This window comes from Bacteroidota bacterium, from assembly GCA_013360915.1.
Lineage (GTDB): Bacteria > Bacteroidota > JABWAT01 > JABWAT01 > JABWAT01 > JABWAT01.
Map to the genome: position 1 here is coordinate 1 of JABWAT010000032.1, position 14,855 is coordinate 14,855.

Below are 14,855 nucleotides of genomic sequence, written 5' to 3' on the forward strand. Positions count from 1 at the left end.
CTGATCACCACCGTGGCCATGGAAGAAGGTCTTCGCTTCGCTATCCGCGAAGGCGGACGTACCGTGGGTGCTGGTGTCGTTGGTAAGATTATTGAATAAAATACAGGAAAGCAGCAAATAAAGAACAGGGTGCAGCCCTGTTCTTTTTGCTTTTTCTAAAGGGAGTCAGTTGTGAGAGACATTATCACGCTCGAATGCTCGGTTTGTAAAAACAGAAACTATTCCACCACGAAGAATAAGAAACTTCACAGTGGTCGTATTGAGCATAAAAAATTCTGCCGGTTCTGCAGCAAGCACACCGCACACAAGGAAACCAAATAAGAAGGCTTTCTACGACAGTGGCTCAATTGGCAGAGCAGCGGTCTCCAAAACCGCAGGTTGGGGGTTCGAGTCCCTCCTGTCGTGCAAACTCTTAATACCGCTATGGATAAAATAAAAACCTTCTTTACCGATATCATGTCGGAAATGTCGAAAGTCACCTGGCCCACACCAGAAGAACTCCGTGAATCCACGGTTATCGTTCTTGTGTTTTCCCTGGTGTTTGGAACAGCTGTCTATGCAGTAGACACTGCCTTCAGCTACTTACTTAAGTTAATCTTCTAAACAAGAAAAGCCGGGATATCCCTTTGGAATTTAAGTGGTACATTGTCCGGACATTTTCCGGACATGAAAACAAGGTGAAGAACATCATTGAATCCGAGATGAAACATCTCGATTTCAGCGAGAAAATTGCCCGCGTTCTTATTCCATCCGAGAAGGTTTTCGAGATGAAGGATGGTAAGAAGAAAGCGAAAACCAAGACTTTCTTCCCTGGTTATATTCTGGTCGAAGCCGACCTGACAAAGGAAGTGATTCACTTTATCGAAAACGTCCCTTCTGTCATGTCGTTCCTGGGGAACAAGAACCAGCCGGTTCCGCTTCGCCCGGATGAAGTGCGCCGGATTCTTGGAAAAATTGATGAGGCAGAGAAAACCGAGTCTTATGAAGTTCCATTCTCGGTCGGCGATCATGTGAAGGTGAACGAAGGTCCTTTCAACAACTTTGAAGGTATTATTCAGGAAGTTCAGCCAGAGAAGATGAAGGTCAAAGTCATGGTCTCGATTTTTGGCCGTAAAACACCGGTGGAACTGGATTTCTTCCAGGTGGAACCCATCAAAGGTGATTCACTGGTTTAAACAAACCGACTTAAAACAAAACAGGCACAACAATGGCAAAGAAAATTACCGGCTATATCAAGCTGCAGATTCCCGCCGGACAGGCAACCCCGGCTCCTCCTATCGGACCCGCTCTCGGTCAGAAGGGTGTGAATATCATGGAATTCTGTAAGCAGTTTAATGCAAAGACCCAGGATAAAATGGGCTACATCATTCCGGTGGTGATCACGGTTTATGCTGATAAATCCTTTACGTTTATCACAAAGACCCCTCCGGCTGCTGTTCTGATTAAAAAGGCCATCAAGATTGAAAAAGGATCGGCCGAAGCAAACCGTACGAAAGTGGGCTCAATTACCCGTGATCAGATCAGGGAAATCGCAAAAGTTAAAATGCCCGACCTGAATTGCAGCTCAGTCGAATCTGCCATGAGCATGATCGAAGGCGCTGCAAAAAGCATGGGTGTCACCGTCGTAGACTAATAAACCTATCCAACAAACAGAAAGCGTCACATGAAGAGCAGTAAACGTTATCTTGCTGCGGTTAAAAAGGTAGAAGGAGTGGGAGAAGTTTCCATTTCTGATGCCATCGCTGCAGTTAAGAGCACACCAAGCGCAAAATTCGACGAGTCAGTCGATGTTGCAATCCGCTTGGGAGTTGATCCTCGGCATGCAGACCAGGTTGTCCGGGGCACCGTTCGCTTGCCGAACGGGACCGGTAAAACGCCAAAAGTTCTCGTTCTCTGTAACGTGAACAAGGTCGAAGAAGCAAAAGCAGCTGGTGCCGATTATGTCGGTCTGGCTGAATATGTGGAAAAGATCAAGGGCGGCTGGTTTGATTTCGATGTCATCGTAGCAACTCCCGATGTAATGGCTGAAGTAGGAAAGTTGGGTAAAGTTCTCGGACCCCGCGGTTTAATGCCGAATCCGAAATCTGGTACGGTTTCCATGGATGTGAAAGCAGCCATTGAGGAACTGAAAGCCGGAAAAATCGAATTCCGCGTTGATAAAGCCGGGATCGTTCATGCTCTCATTGGGAAAAAATCCTTTTCTCACGAAGCATTAACTGAGAACTTTAACGCCCTGCTTCAAACTGTCATCCGCCTGAAACCGAGCGCAGCCAAAGGAACCTACATTAAAAGTGTAGCCGTTTCCTCAACAATGGGGCCAAGTGTTCGGATTAACCGTACCTTGATTGGTGCTTAACTGGAGAACCCGGCATGAAAAAAGATGAAAAAGCACTCATTGTCGCAGAAGTAACCGCGAAGTTGAAAAACACCAGCGGCGTCTATCTGACCGACTTCTCCGGACTCACGGTTGAGCGTTCCAATGATCTCCGTAACAAGTTTCGTCAGGCTGGTATTCAGTATATGGTGGTTAAAAACACCCTGGCCAAACGTTCCATGACGGAAGTCGGCGGATACGACAAACTGTATGATTCTCTGAAACAATCCACTGCAATTGCCTTTGCAGACCGGAACGATCCGATTGCCCCGGCACGGATTATCAGAGAGTTTCTGAAAACATCAGAAAAACCAAGTCTGAAAGCAGCCTATGTCGATGGCGAGGTGTTCAGTGGGGATAAGCTGGAATATCTGGCTACTCTGCCTACCAAGGAACAACTCATTGCCCGTGCCATGGCTTCAATCAATGCCCCGGCTACGAACCTTGTAGGTATCATGTCGGCCCTGATGCGGAACCTGATGTACGCCATCAACGAAGTTGCGAAAAAGAACAATTAAGGTTAAACCAAAGATATTTTAAATAGGAGTTAATAAACCAATGGCCGCTATCAATACTCTAGTTGAAGAAATCGGAAAGCTGACCCTTTCTGAAGCAGCTGAACTCGTAAAAGCACTCGAAGAAAAATTTGGTGTATCTGCCGCTGCTCCTGTAGCAGTTGCTGCTGCCCCGGCTGCTGCTGCTGCTGCTGCCCCGGCTGAAGAAAAGACCGAATTTGATGTCATCCTCAAAGATGCAGGTGCCAACAAGATCAATGTGATCAAAGTGGTTCGTGCAGCTACCGGTCTCGGTCTGAAAGAAGCCAAGGACGTGGTTGACGGTGCTCCCAAATCAGTTAAAGAAGCCATCTCGAAAGATGATGCTATGAAACTGAAGAAGGAGCTCGAAGAAGCCGGTGCTGTTGTAGAACTGAAGTAATTACTTCGTCACAACCACTTATTTACGGGCTTTTATGCAATAAAAAGTCGGCGCAGACGTGTCGGCTTTTTATTGCTTTTTATCATTTTAAGCCCGTAACGTCCGTCTCTCGTATTTCTTTTCGTCCGAAACTTTAACTCTGAAGGGCATAATGGATCTTTCTCAATTTAAGCGCACCGAGTCGGGCCGGATTAATTTCTCGAAAATTGAAGCGGCTGCTGAATTTCCGGATCTGCTCAGTATTCAGGTCGAATCCTTCAAACAATTTATTCAGGATACAGTACCCCCGGATAAACGCAACAATGTTGGTCTGCAGCGGGTCTTCCAGCAAAACTTTCCCATCTTCGACAACCGGGAAAATTACATTCTCGAGTTTGTTGAATATTACATCGATAAACCAAAATACTCCGTCATCGAATGTATCGAGCGCGGTTTGACCTTTGCTGTTCCGCTGAAGGCCAAACTCCGTCTTTCAACAAAAGATGAATCGGGCAACAGCTCCGATTATATCGATACAATCGAACAGGAAGTCTATCTCGGTAATCTTCCCTATATGACCGAGAAGGGTACCTTTATTATCAATGGTGCCGAGCGGGTAATCGTTAGTCAGCTTCACCGGTCACCTGGTGTGTTTTTCGGCGAATCGGTTCATCCCAATGGTACCAAACTTTTCAGTGCCCGTATCATTCCTTTCCGCGGATCATGGGTGGAATTCACCACCGATGTGAACGATGTCATGTTTGCCTACATCGACAGAAAGAAAAAGTTCCACATCACCACACTTCTGCGTGCACTCGGATACCCAACCAATGAGTCCATTTATGACTTGTTTCATCTGGTTGAAGCGGTTAAGGTAAAATCAAAATCGATTCAGGATTATATCGACAGGATGGTGATCACCGAGGTGGTGGATCAGGAAACCGGTGAAATGATCCTTGATACGAAAACACCCCTTACTGCAGAAATTATTGATGAGCTGAAAAAGGCCGGTGTGGATACACTCAAGTTTCTGAAAGCCGGAAAGGCCGAAGAATTCAGGGTGATCGTTAATACACTCAATGCCGACAAAACCTTTAATGAGGAATCGGCACTGGATCATATCTATAAACAACTCCGCTCGGGTGATGCGCCTGATCTTGAAACCGCAAAGAACGTCATTGAAAGACTTTTCTTCAGCCCGAAACGGTATGATCTCGGTGATGTGGGTCGATATCGGATTAACAAAAAGCTCGGTCTGAATATCCCCATCGACGTAACAGTTCTTACCCGCGAGGATATTATTCTGATCATTCATTATCTGATTGATCTGAAAAATAACAATAAGTCACTCGATGATATTGACCACCTTGGCAATCGCCGGGTCCGTACCGTCGGTGAACAGCTTGCAGCACAGTTCAGTGTGGGTCTTGCCCGTATGGCGCGTACCATCAAGGAGCGGATGAACCTCCGGGATAACGAATCATTTGCGCCTCAGGATCTGGTGAACGCCAGAACCGTTTCGTCGGTAATTAATGCCTTTTTCGGAACCAACCAGCTGAGCCAGTTCATGGATCAGACCAACCCATTGGCAGAACTGACCCACAAGCGTCGTCTGTCTGCCCTTGGACCCGGCGGACTTACCCGCGATCGGGCCGGCTTCGAAGTTCGTGACGTCCATTATACCCATTATGGCCGCCTGTGTCCGATCGAAACGCCGGAAGGACCAAACATCGGTCTGATTTCATCACTCTGTATTTATGCCAAAATCAATGATTTCGGATTTATTGAAACCCCATACCGGGTGGTCAATGAAGGCAAGGTTCAGAAGGAAATCATCTATCTGGATGCCGAAGAAGAAGAAGACAAAAAGATTGCTCAGGCCAATGCCCCTCTGAAAACAGATGGTCAGTTTGTAAATGACCGTATTAAATGCCGGTTACAGGGTGACTTTCCCGTGCTTCCTCCCGATGAAGTGGAACTGATGGATGTTGCACCGAATCAGATTGTATCGGCCGCGGCCTCACTGATTCCATTCCTGGAACATGATGATGCAAACCGTGCCCTCATGGGATCAAACATGCAACGCCAGGCGGTACCGCTTCTGCGTCCGGAGAGTCCGATTGTCGGAACCGGTCTTGAGTGGAAAGTAGCCAAGGATTCCAAAGCCATTCTGGTTGCGGAAGGAGAAGGCGAAGTCATTTATGTGGATGCCAATGAAATTCATGTCCGGTATGACCGGACCATGAACGGATTCGATCCGACCTTTGCCGATGAGCAGATCACCCGCTACCGTCTGCTGAAATTTCACAGAACCAATCAGGATACCTGTGTGAATCAGCGTCCGATTGTTAGACCCGGGCAAAAACTCCATAAAGGGGATGTCCTGGCCGATTCTTCATCGACTCAGGAAGGCGAACTGGCGCTTGGAAGAAATGTCTTGGTTGCCTTCATGCCCTGGAGAGGATACAACTTTGAAGATGCCATCATTATCTCAGAGCGACTGGTTGCTGAAGATGTGTTTACTTCCATCCATGTCGAAGAGTTTGAACTTCAGGTTCGGGACACCAAGCGGGGCGAAGAAGAACTGACCCGTGAAATTCCGAACGTGTCTGAAGAGGCAACGCGGAATCTGGATGAGAACGGCATCATCCGTGTAGGTGCTGAAGTATATGATGGTGATATCATCATCGGAAAAATCACTCCAAAGGGTGAAACAGATCCGACTCCGGAAGAAAAATTACTCCGGGCCATCTTTGGTGATAAGGCCGGAGATGTTAAGGATGCTTCCCTGAAGGCGACTCCGGGACTGAAAGGTATCGTCATCGGTACCAAACTCTTTTCCCGCAAGAAAAAAGACGCCATTGCCAAGAAGGAAGAAAAGAACCGCCTCGAAACCATTGAACGCGAGTTCAGTGAAGGCACCCGAAATCTGTACGTTCAGATGGGTGAAAAACTGGGCGCTCTTCTGACTGGTAAAAAGTCATCCGGAATTTACATGAAAGATGGCGAAACCCTGGTTAAAAAGGGTGCCGTGATCAAAACTGAAGACTTCCGTGATCCGATGACCATTGCCGATCTCGATCTGCAAACACGGTTCACCGATGATGCCTCGACCAATGAAATATTCGATGTGCTGGTATACAATTTTACCAGAAAGCTCGAGGAACTAGAAGACTGGCATAAACGTGAGAAGTTTAAACTTCAGGTTGGTGATGAATTGCCTCCGGGAATTGTCCAGTTGGCAAAAGTCTATGTTGCTAAAAAACGCAAACTTTCGGTGGGCGATAAAATGGCCGGCCGTCACGGTAACAAGGGCGTGGTATCCAAGATTGTTCCTGTTGAAGACATGCCGTTTATGGAAGACGGAACACCGGTCGATATCATCCTCAATCCGCTGGGCGTACCCAGCCGGATGAACCTTGGTCAGATTTACGAAACATCGCTCGGATGGGCCGGAAAAAAACTGGGTCTCAAATTTGCCACCCCGATTTTTGACGGAGCCACTTTTGATGATGTTCAGAATTTCATGAAGGAAGCTGGTCTTAAAACCACCGGCAAAACCACGCTTCGTGATGGCCGTACAGGTGAAAAATTCGATAATGATGTCACCGTCGGTATTCTGTACATGCTCAAACTTTCTCACCTGGTTGATGATAAGATTCACGCACGCTCTATCGGACCATATTCACTCATTACCCAGCAACCGTTGGGTGGTAAGGCACAGTTCGGTGGTCAGCGTTTCGGAGAAATGGAAGTATGGGCACTGGAAGCCTACGGGGCAGCCAATGTCCTTCAGGAAATCCTGACTGTGAAGTCGGATGACGTTTCCGGACGTTCCAAAGTTTACGAAGCGATTGTTAAAGGTGAAAACCTGCCGGATCCTTCCACACCAGAATCTTTCAACGTTCTGGTACGGGAACTTCAGGGTCTTGGCCTGGAAGTCAATATCGATTAACCTCACCCTAACAGGCACTTTATTTTGATCTGGAGAATGAAACAGTGAATTACACTCCGACCCAACAGTTTAAGAAAGATTTCCGTCAGATCAGCATCAGTCTGGCTTCCCCTGAAGCCATTCTGTCCCGGTCACACGGTGAAGTTCTGAAACCGGAAACCATCAATTACCGGACCTTCAGACCTGAGAAAGACGGTTTGTTCTGCGAGAAAATTTTTGGTCCGATCAAGGACTGGGAATGCCATTGTGGAAAATATAAGCGTATCCGCTATAAAGGTATTATCTGCGACCGTTGCGGCGTGGAAGTAACCCAGAAAAGTGTCCGTCGTGAGCGGATGGGACATATTTCCCTCGCCGTTCCAGTGGTTCATATCTGGTATTTCCGCTCGCTTCCAAACAAAATCGGTTACATTCTCGGGTTGTCCACCAAGGAACTCGAAAAAGTGATCTATTACGAAAATTACGTGGTGATAAATCAGGGGGCCTCCTCGGTTGCAAAGAATACCTTGCTGACCGAAGAGCAATATTTCGAAGTACTGGACTCCCTTCCTTCAAGTAATTTCGATCTGAATGATCATGACCCGAATAAGTTTGTTGCCAAAATGGGCGGCGATGCTGTTGAACACCTGTTGGCTGAAGTGGATATCGAGAAACTAGCAGCCGAACTGCGTTCTCAGGCGTTGACTGAAACTTCCTCTCAGCGGAAAGCCGAAGCCCTGAAGCGACTTAAAGTCGTTGAAGCCTTCCGTCCGGCTGACACCAAACCGGAAAATAAACCCGAGTGGATGGTCATGAAGGTGGTTCCGGTTATTCCGCCCGAACTTCGTCCGCTGGTTCCGCTGGAAGGGGGGCGTTTTGCTACCTCCGACCTGAATGATTTGTATCGCAGGGTTATCATCAGAAACAACCGTTTAAAGCGTCTGATTGATATCAAGGCTCCCGAAGTGATTCTCCGGAACGAAAAACGGATGCTTCAGGAGGCCGTGGATTCTCTGCTTGATAATTCCAGAAAATCCAATGCGGTTCGTGCCGATGGAAACCGTGCACTGAAATCCCTCAGCGACATGTTGAAAGGAAAACAAGGACGTTTCCGTCAGAACCTGCTCGGTAAACGGGTCGACTATTCCGGTCGTTCGGTTATTGTGGTCGGTCCTGAACTGAAACTCCATGAGTGCGGTCTTCCGAAGGACATGGGGGTTGAACTCTTTAAACCCTTTGTTATCAGAAAACTGATCGAGCGCGGCTACGTGAAAACGGTTAAGTCTGCTAAAAAACTGGTAGAACGCAAGGGTCCTGAAGTATGGGATATTCTGGAAAAGGTGATCGATGGTCACCCAATCCTGCTGAACCGCGCTCCGACCCTGCACCGGTTGGGAATTCAGGCTTTCCAGCCGAAACTGATCGAAGGGAAAGCCATCCAGCTGCATCCGCTGGTATGTACGGCGTTCAACGCTGACTTTGACGGTGACCAGATGGCAGTTCACATTCCTCTGAGCTATGAAGCACAGTTGGAAGCACAACTGCTGATGCTGTCCAGTCACAACATTCTGTCTCCGGCTTCCGGAGCTCCTATTCTGGTTCCATCACAGGATATCATTCTTGGGATTTATTATATCACCAAGTCCAGAAAAGGCGACCGTGGAGAAGGCATGGCCTTTTCATCCTATCCCGAAGTGGTTGCTGCTCTCGACAATAAGGTCGTATCTCTGCATGCCATCGTGCAATTCAGATACAAGGGTCAGCGGATCACCACAACCCCGGGACGTGTGTTATTCAACCATATCCTTCCCGAGGAAATGGGCTACATCAACGAAGTGGTCAATAAGAAAAAGGTTATTTCGATCATTTCTGAATCGTACAGGAAGGCCGGCGCATTAAAAACTGCCTACTTCCTCGATAATCTGAAAGACCTCGGGTTCCGTCATGCCATGATGGGTGGCCTCTCCATTTCCCTCGATGATATCATCATTCCGGAAGACAAGGAATCCATCATTGAAAAAACTCAGAAACTGGTTTTTGAGTTTGAAGAACAATACCAGAATGGGTTCATCACAAACTCTGAGCGCTACAATAAGGTTATTGACGAATGGAGCCGGGCAACCAATCAGGTTGCAGGATCCCTCTTCAATAAACTGAGTGTTCACAGGGACGGTTTTAACTCGGTTTACATGATGGCCGATTCGGGTGCCCGTGGATCCCGTGATCAGATCCGCCAGTTGGCAGGTATGCGGGGACTGATGCAGAAGCCGCAAAAATCCATGTCTGGTGGAGTAGGGGAAATCATCGAAAACCCGATCATTTCCAACTTCCATGAGGGGCTGTCGGTTCTTGAATACTTTATTTCCACCCACGGTGCACGGAAAGGTCTGGCCGATACCGCTCTGAAAACGGCTGATGCCGGTTACCTTACCCGTCGTCTCGTCGATGTGGCCCAGGATGAAATCATCACCTCTTATGACTGCGGTACCGTTCATGGTCTGAATGTCATTGCACTGAAGGATGGTGAAGACATCGTGGAACCACTGTCTGACCGTGCCCTGGGTCGTGTTGCATTGAATGATGTTTACGATCCGATCACCAACGAATTGCTCATCGCTTCAGGAACCCTCATTGATGAGGAACTGGCCGAAAAGATCAATCAGAGTGCTTTGGAAAGCATCATGATCCGGTCGGTGCTCACCTGCGAAATGCCTCGCGGAGTCTGTGCCTTGTGTTATGGACGTAACCTGGCAACCGGAAAACTGGTTGAAATCGGTGAGGCCGTCGGGGTGATTGCTGCGCAGTCTATCGGTGAACCCGGTACACAGCTGACGCTTCGTACCTTCCACATTGGGGGTGCTGCTTCCCGTATCACAGACTCTTCTCTCATTAAAGCCAAGTTTGAAGGAAAGATCGAGTTCGAAAACCTCCGCAAGGTGTTGTATGACAATGGTGAAGAGGAAATCCTGATTGCCATTTCCCGGAATGGGGTTATCCATATCAAGGATGATGTCGGTCATACCCTGACCCGCTATACCGTACCGTATGGTGCCAAGATTCGCGTGAACGAAAATGACCGGGTGGTCAAAGAACAACCCATTTTTGAGTGGGATCCATACAACGCAGTTATCATCAGTGAATTTGATGGTCGTGTGGTGTTTAAGGATATCAAAATGGGAGTCACTGCCAAGGAAGAAGCAGATGAACAAACCGGTCACGTCGAAATCGTGATTACCGATTCAAAGGACCGGACCTTGTCTCCATCTATCCTGATTTTTCAGGGAGATACCCTGAAGGCAACCTACCACATTCCGGTTCGTGCTCACCTGACTGTCCAGGATGGAATGAATGCCATTTCCGGACAAATTATCGCCAAGATGCCGCGTGAATCCAGTAAGACCAAGGATATCACCGGTGGTCTGCCTCGGGTGACCGAATTGTTTGAGGCCCGGAATCCGCAGGATCCTGCCACCATCGCCGAAATCGATGGTCTCATCTCTTTTGGAACCACACGCCGCGGATCCCGTGAAGTGATTATTACTTCACCGGAAACCGAAGAACAGCGCAAATATCTGATTCCGATTTCCAAGCACATCCTGCTTCAGGAAGGGGATCATGTATTCTCGGGCGACCGGATTACCGATGGTGCCATTTCTCCGGCAGATATTCTTCGGATTAAAGGACCCAATGCCGTTCAGGAATATCTGGTTAACGAAATTCAGGCCGTTTACCGGTTACAGGGTGTGAAAATCAATGATAAACACATTGAAACCATTGTCCGCCCCATGTTGCAGAAAGTAAACGTCGAAGATCCGGGCGATACGATGTTCCTGGAAGGAGATCAGATCGACCGGATCCGGCTTGAAGAAGAAAACGCCGCTCTTCTTGATAAAGTGGTTGTCCTTGAACCCGGTGATTCCAAGTTGCTGGAAGGCCAGTTGATAACCAAGAAAAAGCTTCGTGAAGTGAACCTTGATATGAAGCGCAAGGGTAAAACCGAGATTCAGTACCGTGATGCCCACCCGGCAACGTCCCAACCGGTATTGCTTGGTATTACCTCTGCCTCGCTCAGCACAGAAAGCTTCTTCTCGGCTGCTTCCTTCCAGGAAACCACAAAGGTTCTCACCGATGCAGCCATTGCCGGTAAACGGGATGACCTGCTCGGACTGAAGGAAAATATCATTGTTGGTCATCTGATTCCGGCTGGTACCGGCTTGCGGGCTTATCAGAGCCTGGCACTTGGTCCGAAACCGGAAGAACCTGCTGAAGCCGAAACGGAAGCAGCCAATGAGGCTGGTTCCGGAGATAAACCGGTTTCCTGATTTTTGAATACCCCTTCCGCTGAACCGGAAGGGGTTTGTTATCCACCCCACGATAACTGCTGCCAGTCCCATCCCCACGGATTGGTTAAAAATGCCCGTCATAGTCGGGTTGACTTTGTATTTCATTTCTCGTAAATTCGTTGCTCATTTTCAAAAACTGGGCATGTAAAGGGAGTTACTTCATTGCCAACGATTCAGCAATTAGTCAGAAAAGGCCGGAATTCCAAGGTTTACAAGACCGCATCACCGGCATTGTCCGAGTGTCCTCAGCGTCGTGGAGTCTGTACCCGTGTGTACACAACCACACCTAAGAAACCGAATTCAGCATTGCGTAAGGTCGCCAAAGTGCGGTTAACCAATCATTTTGAAGTCATTGCCTACATTCCGGGTGAGGGACATAACCTGCAGGAGCACTCCATTGTACTGATCCGCGGCGGCCGGGTAAAGGATTTGCCGGGTGTACGCTATCACATCGTTCGCGGTTCGCTCGACACCGCCGGTGTCAATGACCGCAAACAGGGTCGCTCAAAATATGGGGCAAAGCGTCCGAAAGCCGGCGCTACCGCTAAAAAATAATAGTTTAAGATTCAGACAGGTGTTACAGTGAGACGGAAACGCGCCGAAAAACGTCATAGCATTCCAGATCCGGTTTACGGAGATGTGCTGGTTGCCAAATTTATTAACTCCCTGATGCTGCAGGGTAAGAAGTCCATTGCGGAGAGCATTTTCTATCAAACCATGGAGTTGATTGAAAAGCGTTCAAAAACGCCTGGCATCGATGTGTTCCGGAAAGCAGTCACCAATGTCTCCCCATTGGTTGAAGTCCGGTCAAGACGCGTCGGCGGTGCGACTTATCAGGTCCCGACCGAAGTTCGCTCGGAAAGAAGACAGGCCTTGGCTATTCGCTGGCTGTTGACCTACTCCCGGGCACGTAATGATAAAAGCATGGCCTCCAAGCTGGCTAACGAATTGATCGCTGCCTCCAATGGTGAAGGTTCGGCGATTAAGAAAAAAGATGATACTCACCGGATGGCGGAAGCGAATAAGGCATTTGCCCATTTCCGCTGGTAAATTTTATAAAGGTTGATATGTCGCGACTGATTAGTCTGGATAAAACCCGCAATATCGGCATCATGGCTCACATCGATGCCGGTAAAACCACAACCACCGAGCGAATCCTGTTCTACACAGGTAAGGTTCATAAAATCGGTGAAGTTCATGATGGAGCAGCCACCATGGACTGGATGGAGCAGGAAAAAGAGCGTGGAATTACCATTACCTCTGCTGCCACCACTGCCTTCTGGCGGGACCATCGGATTAATATCATTGATACACCGGGTCACGTGGATTTTACTGTCGAAGTGGAACGCTCTCTGCGGGTTCTTGATGGTGCCGTTGCTACTTTCTGTTCGGTTGGTGGTGTTGAGCCTCAGTCCGAGACAGTCTGGCGTCAGGCCAATAAATACGGAGTTCCCCGTATTGCCTACGTAAATAAGATGGACCGTGTCGGTGCCGACTATTATAATGTGATTTCCATGATCCGCGAACGCCTCGGTTCAAACGCTGTTCCGATTCAGATTCCGATCGGTCAGGGTGAACTTTTTAACGGTATCATTGATCTGGTTCTCAATAAGGCCATTATCTATCATGAAGAAACCAATGGCCTGACTTTCGATATCATGGAGATTCCCTCCTCCTTTAAGGAACTGGCTGCCAAATGGCGGACCAATCTGTTTGAGTCTGTTTCTGAGCTGGATGATACCCTGCTTGAGAAATACCTCGAGGGCGTCGATTTAAGTGAAGAAGAAATCAGAAAAGTAATCCGCCAGGCCACGATTGCTGGCAAAATTGTGCCGGTATTGTGCGGCTCTTCCTTTAAGAACAAAGGGGTTCAGGCGTTACTGGATGCCGTCGTCGATTATCTTCCTTCTCCGCTTGATGTTGGTAACGTTTCTGGTCACGATGTGGACGATGCTCATATTCACCTGGAACGTCGACCGGCAGATGAAGAGAAATTCTCTGCACTTGCCTTTAAGATCATGACCGATCCGTTCGTCGGAAAGCTCACCTTTATCCGTGTGTATTCCGGCGTGCTCCAGTCAGGCAGCTACGTGCTGAATTCATCCACCGGTAAAAAGGAACGGATCGGGCGTCTGCTGCAAATGCATGCCAACCACCGTGAGGAAATTTCAGCCATCTATGCAGGAGATATTGCTGCAGTGGTAGGACTGAAGGGAACCCGTACCGGCGAGACCATTTGTGATGATTCACATCCGATTGTTCTGGAGCGGATGGAGTTTCCTGAACCGGTTATTCAGATTGCAATTGAGCCTAAGACCAAGGCTGATTACGAAAAACTGTCAGAGTCGCTTGGAAAACTTTCCGATGAAGATCCGACTTTCCGTGTTTCCACCGATGAAGAAACCGGTCAGACGCTGATCTCTGGAATGGGTGAACTGCATCTCGAAATCATTATCGATCGTCTGAAACGTGAGTTCCGCGTCGATGCAAATGTGGGTAAACCACAGGTTGCTTACCGTGAGACCATCAAAACCAAAACTCAGATCGAAGGTAAGTTTATCCGCCAGTCCGGTGGTAAAGGTCAGTACGGACACGTTTGGCTCGAAGTTGAACCGAATGAGACCGGCAAAGGTTTTGAATTTGAAAATGCCATTACCGGTGGTGTTGTTCCCCGTGAGTACATCAAACCGGTCGAAGAAGGTGTTAAGGAAGGGTTGGAAACCGGAGTTCTTGCCGGATATCCGCTTGTGGATGTGAAAGTTAAACTGTTCGACGGATCCTTCCACCCGGTTGACTCCTCCGAAATGGCCTTTAAGATTGCCGGATCCATGGCTGTTAAGGCAGGTTGCCGCAAAGCAACTCCGGTCATCCTTGAACCGATCTTCTCGGTTGAAGTCGTGACACCTGAAGAGTACATGGGTGACATCATGGGTGATCTGAACTCCCGCCGGGGCCGCATCGAGGGAATTTCCTCCCGGAATGATGCTCAGGTAGTGAAGGCCATGGTGCCGCTTTCCGAAATGTTCGGATATGCAACCGTTATGCGGTCCATGACACAGGGCCGGGCCATTTACACCATGACTTTCGATCATTATGCCGAGGTGCCGAAGAGCATTACCGAGCAGATTATCGAAAAAAGTGGCATGAACAAAAAGAATTCTGATTAATTTTTAGAAGTACCGAGGAAAGTATGGCAAAAGAGAAATTCGACCGGAGTAAGCCGCACGTTAACGTGGGAACGATCGGTCACGTGGACCATGGAAAGACCACCTTAACCGCAGCGATCACC

14 protein-coding genes and 1 tRNA gene are annotated in these 14,855 nt (G+C 48.3%); all 15 read left to right on the top strand.

Annotated elements, in window-relative coordinates; all coding sequences use genetic code 11:
* A partial coding sequence (locus HUU10_15410) for an elongation factor Tu (GenBank protein ID NUQ82991.1) occupies window positions 1–99 on the top strand: 99 nt, incomplete at its 5' end.
* Between the two features lie 72 nt (window positions 100–171).
* Window positions 172–321 (top strand): 50S ribosomal protein L33, encoded by a 150-nt coding sequence (gene rpmG / locus HUU10_15415; GenBank protein NUQ82992.1) that lies wholly within the window; start codon window positions 172–174, stop codon window positions 319–321.
* An 11-nt stretch (window positions 322–332) separates the two neighbouring features.
* A tRNA-Trp gene (locus HUU10_15420) sits at window positions 333–405 on the top strand.
* An 18-nt stretch (window positions 406–423) separates the two neighbouring features.
* Window positions 424–603, top strand: coding sequence for a preprotein translocase subunit SecE (gene secE / locus HUU10_15425; protein NUQ82993.1), 180 nt, complete (start codon window positions 424–426; stop codon window positions 601–603).
* 17 nt (window positions 604–620) lie between these two features.
* Complete coding sequence (gene nusG, locus HUU10_15430; protein ID NUQ82994.1) at window positions 621–1,175, top strand: transcription termination/antitermination factor NusG; 555 nt, start codon at window positions 621–623, stop codon at window positions 1,173–1,175.
* 32 nt (window positions 1,176–1,207) lie between these two features.
* Window positions 1,208–1,633 (top strand): 50S ribosomal protein L11, encoded by a 426-nt coding sequence (rplK, locus tag HUU10_15435; protein ID NUQ82995.1) that lies wholly within the window; start codon window positions 1,208–1,210, stop codon window positions 1,631–1,633.
* 30 nt (window positions 1,634–1,663) lie between these two features.
* Window positions 1,664–2,356: a 50S ribosomal protein L1 gene (locus HUU10_15440; GenBank protein NUQ82996.1), complete on the top strand. Its 693-nt coding sequence runs from the start codon at window positions 1,664–1,666 to the stop codon at window positions 2,354–2,356.
* Window positions 2,357–2,370: 14 nt separating this feature from the next.
* On the top strand, window positions 2,371–2,892 hold the full coding sequence (locus HUU10_15445; GenBank protein NUQ82997.1) for a 50S ribosomal protein L10: 522 nt from the start codon (window positions 2,371–2,373) through the stop codon (window positions 2,890–2,892).
* A 40-nt stretch (window positions 2,893–2,932) separates the two neighbouring features.
* Entirely contained in the window at window positions 2,933–3,310 is a 378-nt protein-coding gene (gene rplL / locus HUU10_15450) for a 50S ribosomal protein L7/L12 (protein NUQ82998.1), read from the top strand.
* 151 nt (window positions 3,311–3,461) lie between these two features.
* Window positions 3,462–7,244: a DNA-directed RNA polymerase subunit beta gene (rpoB, locus tag HUU10_15455; protein NUQ82999.1), complete on the top strand. Its 3,783-nt coding sequence runs from the start codon at window positions 3,462–3,464 to the stop codon at window positions 7,242–7,244.
* 44 nt (window positions 7,245–7,288) lie between these two features.
* On the top strand, window positions 7,289–11,545 hold the full coding sequence (gene rpoC, locus HUU10_15460; protein NUQ83000.1) for a DNA-directed RNA polymerase subunit beta': 4,257 nt from the start codon (window positions 7,289–7,291) through the stop codon (window positions 11,543–11,545).
* 183 nt (window positions 11,546–11,728) lie between these two features.
* Complete coding sequence (locus HUU10_15465) at window positions 11,729–12,121, top strand: 30S ribosomal protein S12 (protein ID NUQ83001.1); 393 nt, start codon at window positions 11,729–11,731, stop codon at window positions 12,119–12,121.
* 27 nt (window positions 12,122–12,148) lie between these two features.
* Window positions 12,149–12,616 carry a 30S ribosomal protein S7 gene (rpsG, locus tag HUU10_15470; protein NUQ83002.1) on the top strand — a complete coding sequence of 156 codons (468 nt, stop codon included), beginning with the start codon at window positions 12,149–12,151 and terminating at the stop codon, window positions 12,614–12,616.
* Window positions 12,617–12,633: 17 nt separating this feature from the next.
* A complete protein-coding gene (fusA, locus tag HUU10_15475) occupies window positions 12,634–14,733 on the top strand; it encodes an elongation factor G (protein NUQ83003.1) in 2,100 nt (699 codons plus the stop codon).
* A gap of 23 nt (window positions 14,734–14,756) precedes the next feature.
* Window positions 14,757–14,855: hypothetical protein (locus HUU10_15480; protein NUQ83004.1), on the top strand; the 99-nt coding region annotated here is incomplete at its 3' end.